This is a genomic window from Paenibacillus sacheonensis, assembly GCF_009909195.1.
Lineage (GTDB): Bacteria > Bacillota > Bacilli > Paenibacillales > Paenibacillaceae > Paenibacillus_Z > Paenibacillus_Z sacheonensis.
The window spans coordinates 51168-76446 of record NZ_JAAAMU010000003.1; the positions used below are offsets into that span (position 1 = coordinate 51168).

Consider the following 25279-nt stretch of genomic DNA (forward strand, 5'->3'; position numbering starts at 1 on the left):
CGCCTTCCAGTAAGATGGGAGGAGTGAAACGATGAGGAGGATGGAGCAATGACGTATATAGCAGAACAAGAACGATACGACAAAATGACATACAACCGTTCCGGAAAGAGCGGCCTTCGCCTGCCGGCGATCTCGCTCGGGCTGTGGCATAACTTCGGCGGCATCAACGTGCTGGAGAATCAGCGCGCGATGGCGAGAAGGGCATTCGACCTCGGCATTACCCATTTCGACTTGGCCAACAACTACGGGCCGCCGCCGGGTTCCGCGGAAGAGAACTTCGGCACGCTGCTGAAGCAGGACCTCGCGCCGTACCGGGACGAGCTCATCATCTCGACGAAGGCCGGGTATTACATGTGGCCGGGGCCTTACGGCGAATGGGGCTCCAAGAAGAATCTCGTCGCGAGCCTGAACCAAAGCTTGACGCGGATGGGTCTCGACTATGTCGATATTTTCTACCACCACCGTCCGGACCCGAACACGCCGCTGGAAGAAACGATGAGCGCGCTCGATCTGATCGTCCGCCAGGGCAAGGCGCTGTACGTCGGCCTGTCCAACTACTCGGCGGAGCAGACCCGCGAAGCGTCGCGGATTCTCAAGTCGCTCGGCACGCCTTGCCTCATCCACCAGCCGAGCTATTCGATGCTGAACCGATGGATCGAGGACGGCCTGCAGGATGTGCTGGACGAAGAGGGAATCGGCTCCATCGCCTTCTCCCCGCTTGCCGGAGGCATGCTGACGGACCGCTACTTGAACGGCATCGCGCCGGATTCGCGCGCCGCCGGCCCTTCGGTCTTCATGAAGCCGGAGCAGGTGACGGAGGAGCGTCTGGCCAAGGTCCGCAAGCTGGACGAGCTGGCGAAGTCCCGCGGCCAGAAAATGTCGCAGCTGGCCCTCGCTTGGGTGCTCCGCGGCGGCCGCGTCACTTCCGCCCTCATCGGCGCGAGCAAGGTCAGCCAGATCGAGGATGCCGTCGGCGCGCTGGCCGCGCTTGAATTTACCGGCGAAGAGCTGGCCTTGATCGAAGGTATTTTGCAAGGGTAACCCAGTAGAATGCAGCGTATTTTCGGATACGCTGCGTTTCATTTCGCCGGCGGAGCATGCGCCGGCTGCATGACCCCAATCGGGACACTTGGAAAAAAGTGTACTGGTTGGGGTTATTTGTGCTTTAATGAATGCATTCCGAGGGCCAAGCCCCGAATGAAGCATCTTTAGCAGAGAACGGGCACCCGGGCCGAGCTGTTTTCTCATGCCGGGGAATGCCCGCTAATCCCATGCACAGGAGGTTTTATTTTGGCGCATGACCGCAAACGATTTCATTTCGATAACTTGTATTTCTTGAATCCCAAGCAGTACGAGCTGTTCACGCTTTATCAGATCGGAGACTTGAGCTGCGATTCCGGGTATGTTCTGCAGGAGCATACGCAGGTCTGCTACGAGATCACGTACATCATGTCGGGGAAGGGATGGTTCTCGACCAACGGCAGGCGAAGCGAAGTGGAGGCGGGGGACCTATATATCAATATCCCAGGCGAGGTGCATACGGGCGGCGCCGACGATAAGGAGCCGTTCCGTTATTTCTACATGGGGTTTCTGTTTAACTTGCAGCAGGACGACGACTACCGCGAGAGCTACGAGAGTCCGTTCATCCATATTCAGAAAATGCTGGACAAGCGGGAGAATCCGCTGACGAAGGACCGCCTGGACATGCAGCACACGTTCTTGAGCGCGCTGAAGGAATTCCGCAGCATGTCGCATTATTCGCAGATGATGACGCAGACGTATTTGAATCAATTGATCGTGCTGATGTACCGCAATTTCTTCTCCGATTGGGACAGCACGTACCACTATGACCAAGGCAGCGGCGGAACGAAGGAGATCGTCTACAACGCCATCAGCTATATCGACAACAACATGCTGACGATGCAGGATTTGGCGGAGGTATCGAGGGTGCTCGGGTACAGCTATTCCTATCTCTCGCATCTGTTCACCGAGGAGACGGGGATCAGCCTGCGCAACTTCTATTCGCAGAAGCGGCTGCAGAAAATGATCGAGCTGATGAAATCGCAGACCTGCAGCATCACGGAAATCGCCTCGACCATGCAGTATCAGTCCATACATTCGTTCAGCCGCGCGTTCAAGAAGGCAGTGGGCTTGTCGCCTACGGAGTACATTCGTTTGTATGTCAAAGAGTGACTTGTTGTGTTCAATGTTTGGGGAGTGACCGGAGTGTCGATATGGAGTCGGAAAAGCGTGAGCGCTCGCCTTTGTAGTCAGATTTCTACCTATACTCACTTATATGATCAAAGAAATTAGAACTACAACAGCGATTGGAAATCCATATCGACCGCAGGTCATGCCCTTGCCATCATCTAAACAATGGCACAACTTTAAAGCATGAATGGTTAAATACAGCCCATCCCGATTCAGGTAAGATCACCTTAAGCAACGCACTCTTGAAGAGGAAGAGGGGACGATATGGGAAATGCGAGACGGTTGGCTTCCATCGCATTGGCGGGCAGCATGGCATTTGCGATGTTGTCGGCATGCGGCAACGGGAATTCGAATGACGGCAATGGATCATCTGCGAATGCGAATTCGCCCGACGGGAAAGCGGCGGATACGAACGCGAACGGCAAGAACGCAGGGGGCACGAACGCGGCGGGTACGACGAACGACAAGCCGAAGAAGGACATCACCTTGAATTTCTGGACCATTTCGCTCAGCCCGAACTTCGACGATTACATCAACGGCCGCATCAAGAAGTATCAAGACGAGCATCCGGGCATCACGGTGAAATGGACCGATCTGCCTTACGGCTCCATGGAGAACAAGCTGCTGACTTCCATTGCCGGCGGCAATTCCCCCGATGTCGTCAACCTCAATACCGGCATGGCGCTGACGCTCGCCGCCAAGAACGCCCTTGTCGACTTGAACAAGGAAGCGACGGAAGAGCAGCGTTCGATCTATTTTCCCGACCTCTACAATTCCACCAAGCTCGGCGACAGCGCCTATGCCTTTCCTTGGTACTTCGGCTTATCCGTCTTCATGTACAACAAGAAAATTTACGAAGAAGCAGGGCTCGACCCGAACAAACCGCCCGTCACGCTCGACGAGCTGAAGCAGCAGGCGGTTCAGATCAAGGAAAAGACCGGCAAGTACGGCTTCACGCTCGTCTCCAATCCGCCTGCCGATCTGTATTTCTCCGGCGTGCCGATGATCAGCGAGGACAAGAAGACGATCATTCTCAACACGCCCGAAGCGCTGGCGTGGGCGAAATGGAACAAGGCGCTGTACGACGAGGGCGTCATTCCGAAGGACAGCGTCGGGGCCGATGCCAATTACGCGACCGACAAATACCAAGGCGGACAGATCGCGACGCTGACGACGGGCGCGAATTTCCTGAACCGCGTCAAGACGAACGCGAAGGACGTGTTCGACAACACGCTTGTCGCCAAGATGCCGGCCAAGAAGGAAGGCGGCAACTATCAGGCCAGCCTGATGGACGTCGTCGTGCCGACGATGAGCAAAAACCATCCCGAAGCGATCGACTTCGCCAATTACATCACGAATGACGAATCGCAGCTGGAATTCTGCAAAGTGGTCAATATTTTGCCATCCACGAAGAAAGCGGCAGCCGATCCGTTCTTTACGCAAGGCGGCGACGATCCGGAATCGAAGGCGAAGATCATCGCGGCCTCGATGGTCGGCCAGGCCAAGGACTTCACGCTCGGCATCAAGGACGAATCGAAGGTGCTGGATCCGCTCTGGAAAGGCTGGACGAAGATGATGCTCGGCCAGCAGTCGCCGGAGGACATGCTGAAGACGGCCGAAGCGGAGATGCAGAAGCAATTGGATGCGGTCAATGCGGGAGGGTAAGTCGACTTGCGGGGAGTGAGCTTCTCTCTCCCCTTTATCTAGGGGAAGGGGGAAATCCCGTTGGCTGCAAAATGGTCCAAACAGCAGAGGAGCCGCGCCCGTTTCGCGTATCTCATGATCGCTCCGGGCGTCCTGCTGCTGATCGTGTTTACCTTTTATCCGATCCTATACGGCCTTCCTCTCGCGTTCACCAATTACTCCGCCCTCGATACGACGAAATGGATCGGGATGAAAAACTTCCAGCGGGCGTTCAACGATCCGGACTTCTACGTAGCGCTCAAGAACTCGTTGATCTACGTGATCGTCGTGCCGATTATCCAGATCATCGCGATCTTGATGGCCGTGCTGGTGAATACGAAGCTGAAGTTCGTCGGCTTGTTCCGGGTCGCCTTCTTCATTCCGGTCGTTACGTCCATGGTCGCGGCGGCGATCGCTTGGAAGTGGATGTACGAGGAGCAGGGAATCATCAACTATATCCTGCGCAGCCTCGGCCTTACCCATCACGATATCGCGTTCATGGTCGAGCCGAAGTATGCGCTGGCAGGCGTCATGCTGGTGACGATTTGGAAAGGACTCGGTTATTACATGATGATCTACTTGGCCGGGCTCCAGTCCATTCCGAGCGAGCTGCAGGAAGCGGCCCGAATCGACGGGGCTAACCGCCTCCAGGTCATCCGCCTGATCACCATTCCGCTGCTGATGCCATTCGTGCTGCTCTGCTCGCTGCTTTCCGTCATGGGCGCGATCCGCGTGTTCGACGAGATCTTCGTCATGCACGGTCCCAAGGGCGATCCGATCAACTCGACGCTGGTGGCGAGCGTGTACACGTACAAAGTGGCGTTCCAGGATTTCGACTTCGGCTATGCGGCCGCCATCGGGCTCGTCGTCGCGCTGATCATTCTGGTGTTCTCCTTGTTCATGTTCCGGTACACGAGGAAGGGAGGGCTGACCTATTATGAATAATGCCGCCTCGCTCCGGAAGATCGCCTCCGGTATTATCCTGTACGCGCTGCTGGTACTGACGGCGCTGCTGTGCCTGGGCCCTTTTCTATGGCTGCTCTCCACTTCGCTCAAGGTAAACGCGAACGTCTATAAATTCCCGCCGCAGCTCATTCCGTGGCCCCTCAACTTCAAGAACTTCAGCGACGTGTTCCATATCATGCCGCTTTGGACGTATATCAAGAACACGGTGCTGATGACGGGAATGGGCGTCCTGCTGAACGTGATCATCTGCACGATGACGGCGTATCCGCTCGCGCGCATCGCGTTCCCGGCGCGGAATTTCGTCTTCTATGCCATCGTGAGCACGATGATTCTGCCGAATGCCGCCGGGATGATCGTCAACTTCATCATCATCCAGAAGCTGCATCTGTATAACACGATTCTCGGCATCGTCCTCCCGTCGGCGGTCAGCGTATTCAACGTTTTCCTGCTCCGGCAGGCGTTCATTACCATCCCGAACGATATGGAATATTCCGGGCGGATCGACGGGGCGGGCGAGTTTCGGATCTTCTGGAACATCATGGTGCCGATGGTGCGGCCCGCGATCGCGACGGTCGTCATCTTCGACTTCATGGCCTTCTGGAACAGCATGATCTGGCCGATCATCATCCTGGACGACAAGGAGAAATATCCGCTCGCCGCGGCGCTGCAATATTTGCAAGGGAACTTGTCCTATAACTTCCCGTATATCGCGGCCGGCACGATCATCTCCGTGATTCCGATCATCGTTATTTTCCTGGTGCTGCAGAAACAGTTCATTAACGGGATGGTCGGCGCGGTCAAAGGGTGATGCAGCGCGGGCCCGCGATCCCGAATTCGAGATAATGAGGAGTGGTTATGTTGAAACGTAAAATCGCATTGGCAGTGTCCCTCGGTCTGATTGGCGCAAGCACGGCTTTCGCGGCAGCGGCTCCGACGCCGGAGACGGTTCCGGTTGCTTCCCTTCTGCCCGCCGTTCACCTCGAGAAGCCGCAGCTGACGGGCACGGGCGGCAAGCTGCTGCTCAGCGATTCTCCGGAAACGTTCGCAACCGCCGGCGCGTTCTACCGGGATACGGCCGAAGGCGAGTTCCGCGTGTTCTGGCATCATCAGAACGAGGCGCCGCAAACGCTGACGGTCGGCGTCGCGATCACGAACACTTCGGCGGATACGGTCTCGTTGTATCTCGAAGGCAACGGCATCGGAACGAACATCTATGTCGACGTCGCCGGCCAGTCGGCGCTCGCCGACTTCATCGCTTCCGAGAACAAACGAACGCTGGCGGCGGAGCTCGCCCCGGGCGAGAGCTATTACCTCGACGCGCCGACGGACAACAACATTACGAACAGCGGCATCGTGCAGTTCGAGGCCGTGTCGGGCAAGAAGAACGCCCCTGCGCAAGTAACGGCCACCGTATTAAGCTATGACGCGAAGCCGGAACATCCGGAGCAGGTCGCGGTGCTTCCGGAAGATTCGCATACGCGGGGGACGTTCCCCCACTTTGACCGGACCGGCACGATTCAGTACGATACGTCGATCGGCAGCGCCTACTTGCGCATCGATTCCGCGGCATACGGCCAGTGGAGCGACGCCATGCCAGGCGAATACGAGGATGGCTGGGATGCGGTGGACGGCAACAAGCCCGTCATCAACAACGGCAACTACGGCGTGATGTACCATCTGAACACGGAGATCGTCAACAGCTTCCACCATCCGCGGCAGGTCGGCTTATTCTTGAATCCGTCGGGCGGATACGGACACTACGTCGTCAAATGGAACAAGAACATCTTCCAATCGGGGTACCTGACGTACGAGAACGCTTGGAACATCACCGACTTCAAGCTGAATCCGAACGGCGGGACGTACAAGTCCGAATTGAGCCTCACCGGCGGGGCGGCCGGTCCGCAAGTCATCTATTTCACGAATCAGCAGAAATAATAGGATCGAGGGGGCTTACCCGATGAGCAAGGAGATGCATGCCGATCTGGTCGTTATCGGCGGCGGGACCGGCGGCTGCGCGGCGGCGCTGGCGGCTGCCAAGATGGGCCTGACCGTCATCATGACCGAAGAAACGCCGTGGATCGGCGGCCAGCTGACGAGTCAAGCCGTGCCTCCCGACGAACATCCCTGGATCGAGCAGTTCGGCTGCACGAGGAGCTACCGGCGGTTTCGCGAGGGCGTGCGGCAGTACTACCGGGACTATTTTCCGTTAACGGCCGAAGCCAGGGCGAACGTCATGCTGAATCCGGGCAACGGCTGGGTAAGCCGCATTTGCCATGAGCCGCGAACCGCGCTCGCCGTGCTTCGCCATATGATGGCTCCTTACGTCCATAGCGGCCGACTGTCGATTCTGACCCGTTACCGGGTGGAGTCGGCCCGCACGGAAGGAGATAACGTTCTATCGATTACGGTGGCAGGGTCGGAGCAGCTGGACCGTCTTGAGCTGACGGCCCCTTATTTCCTGGATGCGACGGAATGCGGCGACGTTCTGCCGCTCGCCGGCGTCGAGTACGTCACCGGCGCGGAATCGCAGCGTCAGACGGGGGAACCCCACGCGCTCGAGGGCGACCCGCAGCCGATGGACATGCAGGCGTTTACGTATTGCTTCGCCATGGATTATCTCGAAGGGGAGAACCATACGATCGACAAACCCGGGCAGTACGACTTCTGGCGCGAGTACAAGGCGGACTTCTGGCCGGATCGTCTGCTCAGCTGGACGGGCGTAAAACCGGCGACGCTGGAGCCGATTCCATTCGACCTGTTCCCGGACCGAGACTGGATGTCGCTGATGGGGTACCGAAGGATCGTCGACCGGAGCAATTTTGCGCCGGGAACGTATCGCAGCGATATCTCGCTGGTGAATTGGCAGCAGAACGACTATTGGCTCGGCCCCGTGATCGATGTGAGCGAGGAAGAGAAGGCGCGGCACCTCGAGGCGGCCAAGCAGCTGAGCCTGTCCCTGTTGTACTGGATGCAGACGGAGGCTCCCCGGCCGGACGGCAAGCAGGGCTATCCCGGCCTGCGCCTGCGTAATGACGTCGTCGGCACGGCGGATGGGCTTGCCATGGCGCCATACATCCGCGAATCGCGCCGGATCAAAGCCGAGTTCACGGTGCTGGAGCAGCATCTGAGCACGGAATGCCGCGGCACGGAAGAAGCGGAGCCGTTCACCGATTCCGTCGGCATCGGGTGCTACCGGATCGATCTTCACCCGAGCACGGGGCTGCGCCATTACATCGATATTTCCAGCCTGCCGTTCCAAATTCCGCTCGGCAGCCTGATTCCCGTTCGCGTCAACAATCTATTGCCCGCAGGCAAAAACATCGGCGTCACCCATATCACGAACGGCTGTTATCGGCTCCATCCCGTTGAATGGAACATCGGCGAGGCGGCGGGCTATCTGGCTTCCTACTGCCTGCAGCATGGCGTCAAGCCGCGGGATATCCGCAATCGGCAGGAGCAGCTGCTTGCGTTCCAAAAGCTGTTGATCCAAGAAGGAATCGAACTCGCCTGGCCGGAGTCCCGTCCGGTCTAAGCTTCACGACTACCTATAAGCAGGGAGTGTCTACTATGACGAACACCATTCGGATTGGCGTTATCGGAGCGGGCTCGATCTCGGAGAGTCATCTGAAATCCTACCTCAAGAACCCGAATGCCGAGCTTTACGCCATATGCGATTTGAACGAGCAGCGAGCGCGGGCCAAGGCCGACAAGTATGATATCGCGCATGTCTATACGGACTATCTCGAGCTGCTTGCGAACCCCGAGATCGATGCGGTCAGCATCTGCACGTGGAACAACAGCCACGCGGCAATCAGCATCGCGGCCGTGAATGCGGGCAAGCACGTGCTGTGCGAGAAGCCGCTGTGCCGGACGGTCGAAGAGGCGCTTCAGGTGGAGCAGGCCGTGGGGCAAAGCGGCAAAATCCTGCAGGTCGGCTTTGTCCGGCGGTACAGCGCGAATACGCGGATCGTCAAGGAAATGGCGGATCACGGCGAGTTCGGCGAGATCTACTACGCGAGAGCGTCCTGTATCCGGAAGCTCGGCAACCCCGGAGGCTGGTTCTCCGACCGGGAGCGCTCCGGCGGCGGGCCGCTGATCGACGTCGGCGTTCACGTCATCGACCTGTGCTGGTATCTCATGGGCCGGCCCAAGGCGAAGTCGATCAGCGGCAATACGTACAAGAAGCTCGGCAACCGGGCGAACGTACAGAACTTGGCCTATTACAAGTCATCCGATTACGACGCGGAGCAGAATACGGTGGAAGATATGGCGAACGCGCTCATTCGCTTCGAGAACGGGGCATCGCTGTACGTGGATGTCAGCTTCGCGCTTCACGCGAAGGAGGACGAGCTGACGGTCAAGCTGTACGGGGAGAAGGGCGGCGTGGAGCTGGAGCCGTCGCTGACCTTCATCACGGAGAAATACGATACCATTCTCAACGTGACTCCGCAGATCAACAACCTTTCGTTTGATTTCGCGGCCGGCTTTCAGGATGAGATCAATCATTTCGTCGCGGCATGCAGCGGCGGCAAGCAGACGTTGAGTCCGGTCGAAGACGGCGTCGAGATGATGAAAATGCTTTGCGGCATCTACGAGTCGGCCGCGAGGGGAGAAGAAATCCGGTTATAACGGCGGATGTGGGGTGCGAGCATGAGAACGATCGGGTTCATCGATTATTATTTGGACGAGTGGCATGCCGAGCATTACCCGGCGTGGATCGAGCAGGCGTCGAACGGCGAGATGAAGGTTGTCTGTGCGTACGGCAAAGTCGATAAGATCGGCGGGCTGACGAACGCCGCCTGGTGCGAGAAGAAAGGCATTCGGCTGATGGCCTCCATAGAGGAGATCGTTGCGGCGAGCGACTATCTGGTCGTGCTGTCGCCCGATCATCCGGAGTATCACGAGGAGCTGGCGGGGCTTCCGCTGCGTTCGGGCAAGCCGACTTACGTGGACAAAACGTTCGCGCCCGACCGGAAAACGGCGCTTACGTTGTTCGAAACCGCGCGCAGGCACGGTACGCCGCTCTATTCCAGCTCCGCGCTTCGTTATGCAGCGGAATATGCCGAAGCGGATAAGCAAGGAATCGCGGTCATCGGCAGCCTGGGACCGGGAACGTACGACAATTACGCGATTCATCAAATCGAGCCGATCGTAGCGCTCATGGGCTGCGAAGCCAACCGCGTGATGTACATCGGCAATCCGGCCTCGCCCGCGCTGCTGATCGGGTTCGCGGACGGCAGGCAGGCGGAGATCCGGCATTTCGGCTGGAATTGCCCGTTCGGCATGACGGTGCAATACGAGACGGGGACCGCCGTAACCTTGAAGCCGGAATCGGATTATTTCGGAGCGTTTATCCGGGCGATGCTGGCGTTCTTCGATAGCGGCGTCTCCCCGGTGGATCCGGCCGAGACGATCGCGATCATGACCATTATGGAGTATGGGCGATTGGCGGCGCAGCAGCCTTATGTATGGATGGAGCTGCCGGCGGCGGGGAAGGAACTTGGCGAGGCAGCAAGCGGAATAAAGTAAATCGACGGCGATAGTGTCGATAGGAAGCGAAAAGCTTGCCCTGATTGGGCAAGCTTTTACTTTGTTCATTTAATATAATGCGACTCTTAAGGCAGGACGTCTTGGTTTCTTTGCGCTCGAATAGGGTTCAATGGCCGCTCTGCTCGATAACTTCCGAGACGACCGGCACGAAGCGCTTCATGACTTCGAGGTGATCGGACAACGCCGCGGCGGCGAGCCCGACGTCCAGATCCTGTCCGGCGCCCAGGGCAATCGTCGTTCGGTAGCGCAGCTCGCCGTCTTCGATGTCCATCTCGTAGCTGCCCGAAGTGCTCCCGTAGTTCTCGCCAATGAAGGCCAATGCGGTTTCCTCGCGCAGGGCAGAGGGAATCGCAGTCGGGAAGACGGAGTAAAGGACGATCGTGCGCGCCGCCTCTTCCACTTGAATGACGCTGCCCCATTCGGCTTCGTCCGTGTAGAAACGCAGCCGCATGAGCTCATCGTTGACCGGTTCCACGATAAGCGCCTTGGCTTCCAGGTAGCGTTGCATTTGTGCATAGAGGGGAGTGGCGCGGACCGGATCGTGGGCGGTCTTCTCGCGCCAATTCGTTCGCAGGCTGATGGTCAAGCGTCCGTTCTCGTCGCCTTCCTCAGGCTGTTGAACCAATTGCTTCAGTTCGAGCGCGAGCCAGCTCTCCGTCTGCTTCAATTGAACGGAGAGGGAGGACTTCGCCGATTCGCCGGACGGTAACAAAGCATCGAGAACGTCTTCCGCATCCATCCCTTGCGAGATGAGCCCGCGGACGATGGCCGGACGCAAGGCGACGAGCAGCTCGGCTGGCCGCCCCGGCTCGAAGGTCGCTTGATTCAACCTGACGCTGCCGAAGCAATGAAACCATTCCTGCGCCACGATGGCCGCGCACGTCTCGCCGTCGACTTCCAGAAGCATCTCGCAGGATCCGGCCGCGGAACCCGAATCGTCGTAGTGCAGCTCGATATGAACGATGACTGCAGATAGGGAAGCTCCGTCCAAGGTACGGAACAGGAGAGGCAGTTGCGTCTTTACGCTGGATCGTTGAATGGCCATGTCGGGCAGATCTCCTTGTTCTTTCATTCTAAGTATATAATCGGCTATAAAGTTTCCCTTCGCAACAACCGGCTAAACGAACGCGCCATACGCCTCGTCCTGAGGGGGATGCTAACGATCGCCAGACACGTTATTTCCCTGTTTTGGCCACTTTTCATTTTCTAACGCTCGCCACGGTGCTTATCTGCCGACTAACGACCCATTTCGCTTGAAAATAGTCAACTAACCATGCTAGCGATCGTTTTAGATTTTAAAACGAGGCGATTGGAGCGAAATAGCCACTGTCACGAGCGTTAGAGACGCCGCACATCACCGCTTACTTCGATTACGCGTCTCGCACGCTTAGGACGCGCGCTTACGTCTCGAAACCAAGGAACCCGCCCTTGAATTCCAATTCGCCGTTGTCGTTCGTGCCGAAGCCTAGCTTGCCCAAGCTCTTGGATTTCTCGACGGACACTTTGGCGATCTCCGCATCCACTTCGAACGTCTTCGTCTCGGCGGCTCCAAGCGAAATTTCCCATTCCTTTGGCGTGCCGGTCTTGGTCCATTCCTTATCGAACGAGAGCGAGAGATCCAGGGAACTGGACAGCAGAATCTTGTTTACCTTCTCGGTGGCGCTCGTGGTCGGCTTGCCGGTTATCCAGCCCTTGACCGTATCGTTGATCGTCTCGTCCCCTTTGATCTTCTCCACGAGGCCTTTGCCGACGGAGTCGAATTGAGGAAGGGTGAACATGACGTCCGAACCGGTGTCGAGCACGCCGCCCATCCCTTTCTTGACGCCTTCTTCGTCGCCCCTCATCTTGCTCTGGAGGAGGCCGGCCACGTTCTTGGCTCCGCCGACGATCGGGGTAACCCACTTGGAGGCGATCTTCGCCCAATCGGAGACATCCTCGCCGTAAGCGAACGGAATAGAGCCTTTGGCTTCGATGGACAAGCTGCGCATCTTGTCGTTCACGAAGGCGAGCGAGCCTTCGAGTCCGAAGGCCACGCTCGTGCTGCCAAGCTTGACCTCGGTCGTGGCGCCGGCTTCCCAAACGCGTTTATTCGATTTGAAGCCGAGCGCCGACGCTTTGTCCTTCAGGGAGGCGACGTCGGTCTTGTCGCCGAAGCCGGTCTTGCCGGGCGCGGCCGTCTTTCCGGTCTTGGTGTTGTGTTCCGCTACTTTGTCTTCGATCGTCTCTTGGTCGTAATGATGCAGGCGCTTGTAACCCAATTCGCCGCCCATCTTGGCCACGCCGGCGTTGATGTCGGCTTGGAGCTTGGCCATGAGGCCGACGTCGACGTAGTTGCCTTCCTTCATGTGCGTCTGCTCGATCATCGCCGCCCACAGCTCGGCTTCCTCGGTCTTCTCCATGCCGGACTTGCCGCCTTGACCCCAGAAGTACTCCGCCGCCCGGGGCGCGATATTGCGCATTTCCCGGTACATGCCGTACGAGAGCAGCTTCATGACGCCGACGGAGTCCTTGGACTGGCTCTCCATGAACAGGCCGGCGCGGAAGTTGGCGTCCAGGCCGAACGTCTGGAAGCCCGCCCCGAACGTAATCGAGGCGTTGACCGTCAGATCGCTCTCCTCGCGCTCCGCCTCCGCGGCCAAACCGAACAGGACGTAGACGTTGCCCGTGTGGTTAACCGGGATCTTCAACTCGAATTCGAACGAGCTGGAATCGCCGTTATTCGGAACGGCAAGGTCGATCACCTTGCCCACCTTCGCGAAGCCGCCGTTCAGCGTATCGGCTTCGACGGCTTGCTTGATGGACTTCTCCCCGACCTTGTCCGCGGAGACTTGCGACTTGACCCCGCTCGCGATCTCACCCTGCTTGACGGTGTCCGCCGGGACGCTCGAATCGCCCTTCTTGCCTTTCGTGATCGCCCGGGCGGCCGCGACGGCTTCCGTCTGCTTGACTTTCAGCAGCTCGATCGCTTTGATCTGCGCGCCTTTCTTGGCGGCGGCGCCAATCTTATCCGCATCGCCCGGATTGCTCCTCGCAACCTCGAAGGCGGACGATTGCGCGGATGTTTTCAACGCGCCCTTCGTCGCGGCTTCCGGCAGCACATGCTTCGCGATATCGATCGCGCTCTTGTCGACGACGGCGTTGACGGAGCCTTTGGAGAGGGATGCCGCCTGCACCTTGGCCAGCATCCCGTAATACTTCTTGCCGAGCTCGGACTTGCCCGCCGTGTTCGTGTCCGTGTCCAATTGGCCTTCGATGTCTGCCCGGGCTTGCTCGTTCGCGGCGGTAGCCAGCTTCTTCACGAACGCCTTGGTCTCGTCGGAAGTCGTGCTGAAGAACCCCCGTTCATACCCGAGCTTCATGACGACGGCGAGCTTGATCGGATCGAACAGCTTGTTCGTATAAATCGATTCGATCACGTTGTCGGCGACGAGCGCGTCGTTCGAATCGTGCCGATCCTTCAAGTCTTTCATGCCGGCATCTTTGACGTCGACGCTGCCGCTGAGGAAGGAAGCATCGTTCTTGATTCGCAGAGCCAGGTCCTTCTTGATCTGAGTGACGAGCTCGGTCAGCTTGCCGTCCGCCGCGGTCTGGCCTGTCCGTATCGCCTGCTTCTTGGCCTCGTCCTGCTGCTTGGCGAGCGGCGTCTTCAGCTTGGGCAAGACGGAATTATAGCCTTCCTTGGCCTTTTGTTCCAAAATCGCCCTGTTGTCGGCGCCGATGGCGGCTCGAACCGTGTCGTGGGAGAGGCGGGTCAGCGAATCCTCGACGATCATCGCCTTCCTGACGTTCTCCTCGGCGTACTTCTTGGCATCCGCCTTTTCGTCAGCCGTCGCGCCGACGTCCGCTTCGATGTTGTTCTTGACCTTGTCGATCGCCGCCTGACGGACCGAGTCGCGCAAGGCCAGCGCTTCCTTGTTCGTGAGGAGATACTGATCGGTCTGCTGCTTCGCGCCGGATATCAGGGATTGATAGAGCTGGGTGGCGATTATCGGCGTATGTTGGTCTCTGTAGGTCGCCAGGTCCTCCTTGCGCTGCTCCTCCGGGGACTTCTGCGCCTGGAGCGGCGCTTGCCCGGCCATCTGCGGCGTTTGCTGGCTGGCCTGTTGGTTGCCGGCCGTGCTTGAGACAGGCCCCCCTTGCGTCTGATTGCCCTGCGGCGGCTTCGGGCTCTTCGAACTTCTGAACAAGCTCTGGAACACGGCAATATCCCCCTCGATACCCATATATGGAATCCATTATACATGAGCTTTCGGGAAAAACGCGCGAATAACCAAGAAAAAAGTGGAAGAAGAACGAATTTTGCATTATTTTGGATTTGATATGTAGTATGATTGAAGCATGCATGGAACGAATTGCTAGATAAGGTGGAAGCGCATGTGTTAGCGAAGCTCCAATCGCTGTTTAATCTCAGATTCGAGGATCGGCAGAAGGTATGGATCATGGGCACCGTCTTCTTCTTGGCGGGCTTGTCGGAGATGGTGAACTATACGTCCTTCATGGCGCTCTTCAATAGCCGCGTAGGCACGCAATATTTGCCCATGATGTACCTCGCGGAAGCGGTGCTGATGCCGCTTGAAGGTTGGGCCTTCTCCTACTTGTCCCAAAAATTGCCGAAACCCCGGTTTATGATCGTTATGTATGTCGTGTTTATCGCCATAGGCGTGGTCAACGGGGGAGGGCTGCTCGTTTCTCGCCTGTTCGATCTGTCTTGGATGGGCTTCTATGTCATCTTGTTCCTAGGCTCCAACTTCGTTATTCGGCAGCAGACGCTGCTCATGTGGAGCACGGCGTTCGATCTGTGCCCGACGCAGCAGGCCAAGCGCGTCATGCCCGTGTTCGTGCTGTCCGCCATCTTGGGCGGCATCGCTGCCGGGCTCTTGTCCAACTTGTTGGCGCCCGCGATCGGTCCGGAACTGTTATACATACTGGCGACGCTGTTCTTGTTGGCGGGATTGCCGAACTTCATGAAGGCGATCAAGCAATACTTGATTCCGCTGACCTTCAAGAACGAGAAGGAAGAGGAAGAAGAGCAAGGGGAGCGGCTGGGCTCGTCCTTCTATCTCAAGCAAGCGCTGCGCTCGCCGTTCCTCATGACGGTAATCGGAATCATGACGCTGATGCCGGCCGTTTATTTTCTCATCGAATATCAGTATTTCACTTCGGCGCAGGCGGTTTACACCGACGAGGCCGAACTTACTTCGTTCTATGGGCTCATGGTCATCGTGCTGTTCTGCGCGGCATTCCTGCTGCAGCTGTTCGCGTCCAGGCTGATCGATTTGCTCGGTGCGAGCAACACCGTGTTTGCGATCGCGATCGCGTTCCTCGGCAGTTTCGGTCTCGTGAGTTTGTTCATCGGGACGCCGTACGCGCTGGCGGCCGTCTCCGTAGGCTATTGCTTGTCCTATTTGCTGCTCTATTATTTTGCCGAGCCCAGTTATCAATTTTTCTTCAAAATGCTCCCCCTCAAGCACCGGGACGGCTTCCGCTATATCGCGCAAGGAATCGCCGCTTCGGCGGGCGTGCTGATCGGGTCGGGAGCCGCGATGCTGCATTCCGTCCTGGGCGTGGAGATGACTTGGCAAGCGATCATCGGCACGATCATGGCCGCTTTTTTGTTCCTGCTGGCTTGGGGGAATCGGCATCTCTACATTAAGGAGCTCGTCCGTTATATCCAGATCGGCACCTCGTCCGTCAAGGATTTCATGAACGAGTTTATCGAATCGATGAAGAACGACCGCGTGAAGCGGACCCTGCTCGAACAATTGCGCCATCCGAACGAAACGGTGCAGCAGCTGACGATTCAGTTATTCGCCGGCAATCCGGATGCGGCCGCCACCGAAGAGCTGCTGCAGTACGCGGAGCGGCGCGGCGGTCGGTCGAGAGCGGAGGCGCTGGCCGCTATTCCCCCGGGGAGCTGGAGCAAGATCAAGCTGGAACGATTGGAGCCTTTCATTCGGGACGGGGACGAGGACGTGCGGGCGATCGCGTACCGCAAGCTATTCGCGTCGCCTTCGTGGAGCGGCGAGCGGGAACGTTGGACCCGGCAAGCCAGGCACGACGGAAGCAGGCTCGTCCAGGCCGAGGCGCTTCGCGTGATGGCGCAGTCGGAGAGCCTTGCGCGGGAGCTGCGGGCTTGGCTCGAGGAGCGGAATTCTTCGACGGTGCTGGCCTGCCAAATCATCGGAGAGCGTCAGCTGAAGGATCACTACTTCGATGTCATGATGTGCATGCTCGAACCGACTCCCTTCGTCAGGAATATGGCGGTTCGCACGCTTGGCCGAATCGGCGACGAAGAGACGGCCAACAACCTGGGGGAGCTCTTGATCGGAGCCGACGCGGAGCTGTGCGCGACGATCGAGGAGGCGTTCATCGATATCGGAACGGCCGGCATGCCCGTCTATAACCGATTCATCGCCTCGTACAACGACGAGGTGTGGCGAGCCGCCGTAACCGCGATCATCGCGGTCGGCTTGGAGAAGGACATTCACGAGACGGTCGTGCCTTCTTGCATTCAGAAGCTGCGCGAGCTGCGAGCCATTCGGGCCTATGTCGACCGTATCGGGGAAGCGGGGCACGCGGAATGGACGGAGCTCGCGCGGATGAGAAGCAACGAGTTAACGCTCTCGCTGCTGGATACGATTTGGACGGTCATGCTTCGCTTCGGTGACGAACGTTCCATTCCCCAATTGCGGAAGGCGCTCGAAGGCGAAGACGAAGAGGTTCGCGACAACGGACTGGAGATTCTGTCCGAAGGGCTCGGCAATGCGAAGCTGGCGGCCGCGCTGCTCGCTTTTTATCAGAGAAGGGGCCAGCCCGTGAAGGGCCGCGGCGGTTCCGGCTCGCAACTGCCGGACGAAGCGTTAAACTTGGACGAAGCAATTACCGATCCGTGGCTGCAGGCCATCGCGATCAAATCCGGAGCAGCGGAAGGGGCGACCGCATTGGTAAACAACTGGGAATATTTGAGCGCGCTCGACAAAATCGTTTTCCTGAAGCAAGTGCCGCTATTCCAAGATATCTCGATCGAAGAGTTGGGCCGTATCGCCAGCATTGCCCATGAACGGGTCTTTCCGGAAGGGGATTTCCTGATGAAGCAGGGCGAGCGGGCGTCGTCCATGTACGTGCTCGTGGACGGTCACGTCGAGATCGGCGGACGGAACGAAGGCGGAACGTTCGGCACGATCGGCATCATCGGGGCGAAGGAATCGATCGGGGAAGCGGGTTTGTTCGACGAACGTCCGTCGCATGTGTCCGCGCAGGTAATCTTGGACGAGGCCCGCGCCCTGGAGATCGAGGGAAAGGAAGTGGCGAAGCTCGTGCGGGTGTACCCGGATGTCGGCGTCGGCTTGCTTCGTTCGATCGGCCATCGTTTGCGAATGATGGAGGATTTGGTGCTTAAGCTCGGATAGCAAACAAGGGGGCGACGGCATGCGGCAGGTAAGCGTTCGACTGACGCCCTCCATGAACGAATGGGCGAAGCTTAACGGGCTCGTCGCGTCGTTCTGCAAAGCGCAGTCGCTGACGAACGAATTGCGGTTGGATCTGCAGCTCGTCTGCGAGGAATGGTTTACGAATATTGTCGTTCACGGTTATGAAGAAGGCGGAATCCATCCGAGCGGCGCTGCCCCGATCGACGCAGAACTGCGTTTGGAAGAATCGGACGAGATCGTTCTCACCTTCCGCGACGGGGCAGGGTTCTTTAATCCGCTGGAGAGAGAGAAGCCGGATTTGGGGCTGGAAGCGGAAGAACGCCCGATCGGGGGATTGGGCATCCACCTGATCAGGGCCAAGATGGATAATTGTTCTTATGCAAGAACGAATGACCGCAACGTATTCGCCATGCGGGTAACCGCGCGAAGAATGAAGCAATAAGGCATATGCAATAAGGCATGGGGAGCGAAGGACGATGAACGTAACGGTCGATACGCAGAATCAAATTCGGACGGTGAGGATAAGCGGCCGGCTGGACGGCACGACGATGCAGGAGCTGGAGGAACGATTCCTTCGGCTTGCGGACGAAGGCGGCTCGAGGTTCGTCTTCGATCTTAGCCTGCTCGATTATATCAGCAGCGCGGGGCTTCGCGTCATGCTGCTGGCCGTGAAGAAAACGAAAGCGGTTGGAGGCAAGCTCGCCCTGTTCGGCCTGAACGACAACGTGAACGAGATTTTCCGCATATCCGGCTTCTCCACGATCTTCTCCCTGTTCTCCGCGGAAGAGGAAGCGCTTGCGTTCGTATCCTAATCGAGAAAGACGAGGGGCATGCAATGGCATTCGTTATTTCTTTCTGGGTTGCGTTGGCGGTCCTGCTGCTAGCTGCCGGAATGCTGCGCATCGTCCGCAAGGAGCAGCATAGAACGACCAAGCTATTCAATATCGGCCTTCAGCTTAACGCCACGATCAAGCGGAAGGACCTGCTGGGAATCATCATGGAGACCGCCTCCCGCGAGATGTCGGCGGAGGGATCGTCCATTATCCTCGTCGACCAGAAGACGGGCGAGCTCTACTTCGAAGTGGCGACCGGCGATAAGACGGACGAGGTGAAGGAGATCAGGCTGAAAGCCGGAGAAGGCATTGCCGGTTGGGTGGCCGGATCGGGCCAATCCGTGCTTATCGCCGACGCCGCGAACGATTCCCGTTGGTCGAACAAGGTCGCGCTGAAGGTGAAGATTCCGACGCGCAACATGCTGTGCGTGCCTGTCCGGTCCGGCGGCAAAACGCTCGGGGTGCTGCAGGTCATCAACAAGCGCGGAAGGAGCGCCTTTAACAAGCTAGACCTTCGCCTTCTGGAGATGATCGCTTCCCCGACCGCTATCGCGCTGGAAAACATGCTTCTCTACGAGGCGCTCGAGCAATCGATCGAGAACCTGCGCGTGACGACGGCCGCCAAGGAGAGAATGGAGAGCGAGCTGAAGATTGCCAGGGACATTCAGATGAGCTTCCTGCCGGGCGAGTCGCTTCGCTCCGGCAAGGCCGACCTGCACGCGCGCTTGATACCGGCGCGGGAAGTAGGCGGCGATTTCTATCACTTCATGGAGATCGGCGAGGACAAGCTGCTGATCTGCCTGGGCGACGTCTCCGACAAAGGGATGCCCGCGGCGCTGTTCATGTCGGGCTTGATGATCTGGATTCGGGCAAAGGCGACGACGGGCTTATCGCCCGCGGCGATCTTGATGGCGATTAATCGCGAGATCAGCACGGAAGAGTCCACGATGTTCGCGACCATCTTCCTCGCGATTCTGGATACCCGGACAGGGGCGATAACGTACTGCGACGGAGGGCATTGCACGCCGCTGATTTTGTCGGCCGGCGGGGTTAGGGAGCTCGAGACCACGAAGCATCTGCCCGTCGGAATCTTCGGCGATTTGCGCTACGAGGATAACGAAGACACGCTTGCGGAGGGCGAAACGCTCTTGCTGTACACGGACGGAATCACCGAAGCGGAGAATGGCAGAGGGGAGTGGTTCTCCATGGAACGGCTGCGCGAAGAGCTGGGGTTCCATGCAAGCCGATCCCCGATCGAATTGACGGAATCGTTGGTGAATGCGGTCGCTCGGTTCGCCGAGAAGCATCCGCAATCGGACGATATCGCGATCATGGCGCTGCAATACGCCGGATCGTAGAATTTAATCTCGAAATTACTCGGATTTTGTTGATCTTTGGCGGATATCGTGTGATTATTAGGATGTTAACCATTATTTGCATAAAATCGGAACCGGCAGCGCTTAAGGAGTGACCGAATGACGGATATACAGAGGGCGTACAAGGACCCTTCGGACCATCTTTCCGATGAGCTGAAGCGACTGGATATCCGCTTGGAATCGGAAGCCTTGCATATGAATGCGGCTCCGCAATCGGAGCTGCCGTTCAACGAGTTCCCCGGCTTGTTCGTCAATGCGTCGGAAGCCAAATCGTTCCTTGGCGACGACAACAACGGATTCGCTTACACCTACGAGCAGGCCGAACGGCTTCAAGCCGTCGAAGCCCGTCTGGAAGCCAGACTGCAAGCGACGGAACGACAGGGCATCCGGCTGCCGCTCGTCGCCCTTCGCAGGCGATTCGGCTTGGGCGAACTCGAGTCTCGTTGCCTGATCGCCGCGGTCGCTCCCCATGCCGGACGACCTTACGACAAGGTTTACGGTTATCTGCAGGGGGACTACGTCAGTCCGTACTTGTCCATTGATCTTATGCTTCGCCTATGCGGCGACGACGCGGCAGAGCGCAGATCGATCATCCGGCTGCTGTCCGAAGGCTCCTCCTTCCGCGACGATTTCTTCGACGCGCGGGACGATCGCGCCCAAGCTCCTGCTTCGTCTTTGCTCTCGCGAGCGGTTCGGCTCAAGGATCGCATGGTCCATTATCTTCTCGGCATGGCATGGAAGGAGAACGGACCGCTGGCTCGCGTTCGGTTCTATCCTTCATCCGAAGCATCCCTGCCGCCGATCTTGCTTCATGAGGAACTCCAGAAGCGCGTGAACGACTACGTTCTGCAGAGAAGAGGGCGGGAAACCGCTGCGGCGCTAATGATTCACGGGCCCTCGGGGAGCGGCAAAACGTATCTTGCGCGGCAAGCTTGCGCGGCGCTCGGGCAGTCGCTCTTGGAGTGGGATCTGCGGGACGCCCCGGAAGAAGAACGGCCTTTTATCGAAGCTATTGATCGTTTGCTGGTTGAAGCCAAGCTGTCGGAAGCGATTCCGGCTTTCGATCATTTGCATATCTTACAACGTCCTCGTTCGGATAGAACGACCGAAGACAGACGATTGGAACGTTTGATGGAACGGCTTGACGCCTGCAAGCAGCTTCTCTTCCTCTTCAGCGAGGAAGAAGTCAAACCCGTCATCGCTCTCGTCCATATGGTTGCGATTCACATCCCGCTCGGCACGCCCGACATCGGCGAACGAAAGCGACTGTGGCAATCGTTGGCGAAGCCCGACATGCGTTTATCGTCGGAAGCGGCGGAAACGTTAGCCGGGAAGTTTCAGTTCACCCCGGGAAAGATCGCGGCCGCGATCGACGACGTGCGCAAGTCCGCCGAATGGCGGTCGCCGGGCAAGGGGGATAGCTCCGTCGGCCAAGCCTCGCCGTTGCTGCATCGGGCGGCGTACCAGCTGATCAGCCATGGGCTGAAGGAGAAAGCGGCGAAGCTGGAACCGAGATTCGGCTGGGAGGATCTCATCCTTCCGCCCGACACGGAGCAATTGCTCCGCCAGGCCTGCGACAGAGTGAAGTACCGTCATCAGGTGCTCCACGAGTGGGGATTCGAAGGAAAGCTGCCATACGGCAAAGGCATCAGCATGCTCTTCACGGGACCTCCGGGAACGGGCAAGACGATGTCGGCGATGGTCCTTGCCAAGGAGATGGACTCGGAGCTCTATCGCGTCGATCTGTCCAGAGTGGTCAGCAAGTACATCGGCGAGACGGAGAAGAATTTAAGCGACATCTTCGATCAAGCCAAGCTTAGCGGAGCCATTCTGTTCTTCGACGAAGCGGATGCGCTGTTCGGGAAGCGCTCCGAGGTGAAGGATTCCCACGATAAGCATGCCAACATGGAGACCGCGTACCTCCTTCAGAAGATGGAAGAATACGACGGCCTGACGATTATGGCGACGAACTTCGCGCAGAATCTGGACGATGCTTTCACGAGGCGGATCCCCTTCATCATCAAATACCCGTTCCCCGACGCGACCCAGCGAGAACAACTGTGGCGCGCTACGTTTCCCAAGAAACTGCCGGTCGCGGAGATCGATTACGCCTTTCTCTCCCAGACGCTCGAGCTGGCCGGCGGTCCGATCAAGAACATCGTCGTCACCGCGGCGTTCCTGGCGGCCAGGGAAGGCGTGCCGGTCTCGATGAAGCAAATCATCGGAGGAGTCGTCCAAGAGTACAAGAAAACGGGAAAAGTGTTGTTAAAAGACCGTTTAGGCGTTTACGCCGACTATTGGAAGGGGTGAGAACGATGGCTGACTACACGGTAATCTCAGACATAGGTTTATCCTTGGTCAAGGTGCTGCGGGAAGCTCTGGTGCCGGAGCTGATCGCGCACCCGGACGGAGTGGGGCTTGCCCATCCGCATGACAAGGGCGATATGAATCTTAGTCTGTACTTATATCAGATTACGGAAAATCCCGATTTTCGCAGCAACGAGCTCATCGATCAAGGAGGAACACTCCGTTATCCCTCGATCGCGCTGGACCTGTCTTACTTGATTACCGCGCATTCCGCTTCCGATGTGCTGACAAGGGCCATCGACGAGCATCGCATCATCGGAAGGACCTTGCAGACGCTTCATGATCATAACACGTTGAGAGGCGACGATTTGGTAGGGGCTCTTGCCGGATCGGACGGGGTCTTCCGCCTCGCCAAGGAAGAGATCCCTCTGGACGTGGCGATCAGCCTGTTCCCCGACGTGCCGTACAAGCTTTCGCTTAACTACCGGATCGGACCGATCTATGTGGATTCGAATCGCTTGAAACCGGTGGGACGCGTACGCGAGCGCCATGTCAAGCTGAATCAAAAGCAATGAAACGCGTAGCAGCGACCGATTCGATTACCGAATGGGTCTTGCATATTTACAATCCGAAGGGAGGAACCGATATACTCGCAGGTTAACAGGAACTTTTGCTGCGTGGAATATCGGGTAATCAAAATGGCTGAGTATCTATCACCAGGCGTTTATGTAGAAGAATTCGACAGCGCGGGGCAACCCCTCTCCGGCGTAAGCTCCAGCACGGCGGGGTTCATCGGCATTGCCGAACGCGGTCCCGTTGAAGGCTTGCCGGTGCTGGTCACGGGCATGAACGACTTCAAGAGGAACTACGGCGGATATCTATCGGACAACCAGTTCGGCGCCTACCGGTTCTTGGCGTACGCGGTTGAACAGTTCTTCGTCAACGGCGGTTCGCGCGCGTACATCATGCGCGCTACTCCCTCGGATGCCGCCGTGGCTGCAAGCGAGGACGATCTCTTCGCGGTAACGGCGAAGAATCCCGGCGCATGGGGCAACGCGGTCGAAGTGTTCATCGAGCCTTCGAGCAAGGTCAAGACGCAAATTTTCGAAGTTATTGGCGCCGGCAAGTATCGCGTGAAGAACGCGTCGGGCTTCCATGAGGGCGATTCTGTTACCTTCACGGACGGCGAGAAGCGGACAAGCACGACCATCGTGCTCATTAAAGACAACGTCATCGAATTAGCCGACGATCTTGGCACGGACGTCGTCGACAACGGCTTGCTTCCGGTTAAAGTGCTCGCGGCCAGCGACTTCTCCTTGTATGTCGCTTATGGGGACGAGTCGGAACTGTACGAGAACTGCTCGTTCAACGCCAACGCGGCAAGTTATGTCGACAAGGTGACTTCGAGATCGGCATTGCTGACCATCGTAGCAGCCAAGGATGCGAGCATCGCCGCATTGTTCGCCGAAGGCAGCAAGTACGCGATCGCCCTCTCCGGCGGCTCCGACGGCACGCAAGGCGGCATCAGCGCTTCGGATTACATCGGCGAAGACAACGGGCCGGGCAAACGTACGGGCATTCAAGCGTTCGTCGATAACGATCAAGTCAGCATTATGTCCATCCCGGGCGTAACCGAGCCTAACGTTCAATTGTCGCTCGTTGCGCATTGCGAGAACTTGGGCAGCCGATTTGCCATTCTCGATATTCCGAGAGAGAAGACGAAGGTTTCCGACGTGCTCACTCACCGAGATATCTTCGATTCCAGCTATGCCGCTATGTATAATCCATGGCTTCAAGTGTTCGATCCGCTGGAGAAACGCAACATCTTCGTTCCTCCGTCCGGCACGGTCGCGGGCGTCTACGCGCGCAGCGACAATACGCGCGGCGTGGAGAAAGCCCCAGCCAACGAAGTCGTGCGCGGCGTAACCGGACTTGACGTGCAGTACAATAAAGGCGAACAAGATATCCTTAACCCAAAAGGCGTAAATCTAATCAGAAGCTTCTCCGGACAAGGCATTCGCATCTGGGGCGCAAGAACGACTTCTTCCAATGCGTTGTGGAAGTACATCAACATTCGCCGCTTGTTTATCTTCGTGGAAGAATCGATCAAATCGGGCACGAATTGGGTCGTCTTCGAACCGAACGACGAGCGTCTGTGGGCTCGCGTGCAGCGCACGATCGACGCGTTCCTGACGCGCGTGTGGCGCGGCGGCGCTTTGGTGGGTTCGTCACCGTCGGAAGCCTTCTTCATCGATATCAGCGCGAACACGATGACCCAGGACGATATCGACAACGGCCGACTGATCTGCGTGATCGGCATCGCGCCGGTCAAGCCGGCGGAATTCGTCATTTTCCGCATTACTCAGAAGACTAACGAGCAATAATGGCCTCATAGCATAACCCTTATTCTAATTGTGACAGGAGAGGACGATTAAACGATGGCAGGCGAACGCAATGATCCATATCGCAAGTTTCGATTTCGTGTAGAAGTAGAAGGGATTGAGCAAGCCGGTTTCAGCGAAGTCTCCGGTTTCGATGCTTCCCTCGATGTAATCGAGTACCGGGAAGGCACCGATACGATTACGCCCCGCAAGCTTCCCGGCCTGGCGAAGTACGGCAACATCTCCTTGAAATGGGGAGCGACGGAAGCCATGGATTTGTTCGAATGGATTCAAGAGTGCATCGTCGAGGGCGCGATCGAGCGCAAGACGGTCACGATTATCGCGATCGACGAAGAAGGCGAAGACGTTGCCACGTGGCAAATCATGGAAGCGTGGCCGACGAAGTACACGGCTCCGGACTTCAATGCGACGGCATCCGAAGTGGCGATCGAGCTGCTCGAGCTGGCGCATGAAGGCATGCTGAGAACACAATAATAATCGCTTGATGCTGAGGAACAACAGTCCATTTTGTTGTTCCTTAG

General features: G+C 57.7%; 19 protein-coding genes. 17 read left to right on the top strand and 2 right to left on the bottom strand.

Annotated features, from left to right (window positions below):
• The first annotated feature begins 48 nt into the window (after positions 1-48).
• The 9 genes from mgrA (at position 49) to GT003_RS05885 (ending at position 10389) form a co-directional block, all read left to right on the top strand.
• A complete protein-coding gene (gene mgrA / locus GT003_RS05845; RefSeq protein WP_161695417.1) occupies positions 49-1041 on the top strand; it encodes an L-glyceraldehyde 3-phosphate reductase in 993 nt (330 codons plus the stop codon).
• Positions 1042-1290: 249 nt separating this feature from the next.
• Positions 1291-2193 (top strand): AraC family transcriptional regulator, encoded by a 903-nt coding sequence (locus GT003_RS05850; protein ID WP_161695419.1) that lies wholly within the window; start codon positions 1291-1293, stop codon positions 2191-2193.
• 282 nt (positions 2194-2475) lie between these two features.
• On the top strand, positions 2476-3876 hold the full coding sequence (locus GT003_RS05855; RefSeq protein ID WP_161695421.1) for an ABC transporter substrate-binding protein: 1401 nt from the start codon (positions 2476-2478) through the stop codon (positions 3874-3876).
• Between the two features lie 60 nt (positions 3877-3936).
• Positions 3937-4839 carry a carbohydrate ABC transporter permease gene (locus GT003_RS05860; protein WP_239566077.1) on the top strand — a complete coding sequence of 301 codons (903 nt, stop codon included), beginning with the start codon at positions 3937-3939 and terminating at the stop codon, positions 4837-4839.
• Positions 4832-5668, top strand: coding sequence for a carbohydrate ABC transporter permease (locus GT003_RS05865; RefSeq protein ID WP_161695423.1), 837 nt, complete (start codon positions 4832-4834; stop codon positions 5666-5668). Before GT003_RS05860 ends, GT003_RS05865 begins: the two co-directional genes overlap by 8 nt.
• Positions 5669-5715: 47 nt before the next feature.
• Positions 5716-6795, top strand: coding sequence for a hypothetical protein (locus tag GT003_RS05870; protein WP_161695425.1), 1080 nt, complete (start codon positions 5716-5718; stop codon positions 6793-6795).
• Between the two features lie 22 nt (positions 6796-6817).
• Positions 6818-8392 (top strand): FAD-dependent oxidoreductase, encoded by a 1575-nt coding sequence (locus GT003_RS05875; protein WP_161695427.1) that lies wholly within the window; start codon positions 6818-6820, stop codon positions 8390-8392.
• Positions 8393-8427: 35 nt separating this feature from the next.
• Positions 8428-9489, top strand: coding sequence for a Gfo/Idh/MocA family protein (locus GT003_RS05880; RefSeq protein ID WP_161695429.1), 1062 nt, complete (start codon positions 8428-8430; stop codon positions 9487-9489).
• A gap of 21 nt (positions 9490-9510) precedes the next feature.
• Entirely contained in the window at positions 9511-10389 is an 879-nt protein-coding gene (locus GT003_RS05885) for a Gfo/Idh/MocA family oxidoreductase (protein WP_161695431.1), read from the top strand.
• 127 nt (positions 10390-10516) lie between these two features.
• Here the strand turns inward: GT003_RS05885 and GT003_RS05890 are convergent, their stop codons facing one another.
• The gene (locus GT003_RS05890) at positions 10517-11455 is read right to left on the bottom strand and encodes a YbjN domain-containing protein (RefSeq protein ID WP_161695433.1); all 939 of its coding nucleotides are present in this window, start codon (positions 11453-11455) and stop codon (positions 10517-10519) included.
• Positions 11456-11810: 355 nt separating this feature from the next.
• Positions 11811-14609, bottom strand: a complete 2799-nt coding sequence (locus GT003_RS05895; protein ID WP_161695435.1) for a hypothetical protein — start codon at positions 14607-14609, stop codon at positions 11811-11813.
• 177 nt (positions 14610-14786) lie between these two features.
• Between GT003_RS05895 and GT003_RS32990 the strand changes: the two genes are divergently transcribed.
• The 8 genes from GT003_RS32990 (at position 14787) to GT003_RS05935 (ending at position 25232) form a co-directional block, all read left to right on the top strand.
• Positions 14787-17819 (top strand): cyclic nucleotide-binding domain-containing protein, encoded by a 3033-nt coding sequence (locus GT003_RS32990; RefSeq protein ID WP_161695438.1) that lies wholly within the window; start codon positions 14787-14789, stop codon positions 17817-17819.
• 19 nt (positions 17820-17838) lie between these two features.
• Positions 17839-18282 (top strand): ATP-binding protein, encoded by a 444-nt coding sequence (locus tag GT003_RS05905; RefSeq protein WP_161695440.1) that lies wholly within the window; start codon positions 17839-17841, stop codon positions 18280-18282.
• A 34-nt stretch (positions 18283-18316) separates the two neighbouring features.
• Positions 18317-18652 (top strand): STAS domain-containing protein, encoded by a 336-nt coding sequence (locus tag GT003_RS05910; RefSeq protein ID WP_161695442.1) that lies wholly within the window; start codon positions 18317-18319, stop codon positions 18650-18652.
• Between the two features lie 23 nt (positions 18653-18675).
• Complete coding sequence (locus GT003_RS05915; protein ID WP_161695444.1) at positions 18676-20031, top strand: GAF domain-containing SpoIIE family protein phosphatase; 1356 nt, start codon at positions 18676-18678, stop codon at positions 20029-20031.
• 117 nt (positions 20032-20148) lie between these two features.
• A complete protein-coding gene (locus tag GT003_RS05920; RefSeq protein ID WP_161695446.1) occupies positions 20149-22359 on the top strand; it encodes an AAA family ATPase in 2211 nt (736 codons plus the stop codon).
• 5 nt (positions 22360-22364) lie between these two features.
• Positions 22365-22931, top strand: a complete 567-nt coding sequence (locus GT003_RS05925; RefSeq protein WP_161695448.1) for a Pvc16 family protein — start codon at positions 22365-22367, stop codon at positions 22929-22931.
• Between the two features lie 123 nt (positions 22932-23054).
• Positions 23055-24740 carry a phage tail sheath subtilisin-like domain-containing protein gene (locus GT003_RS05930; RefSeq protein ID WP_161696179.1) on the top strand — a complete coding sequence of 562 codons (1686 nt, stop codon included), beginning with the start codon at positions 23055-23057 and terminating at the stop codon, positions 24738-24740.
• A 54-nt stretch (positions 24741-24794) separates the two neighbouring features.
• Positions 24795-25232, top strand: coding sequence for a phage tail protein (locus GT003_RS05935; protein WP_161695450.1), 438 nt, complete (start codon positions 24795-24797; stop codon positions 25230-25232).
• Positions 25233-25279 lie beyond the last annotated feature (47 nt).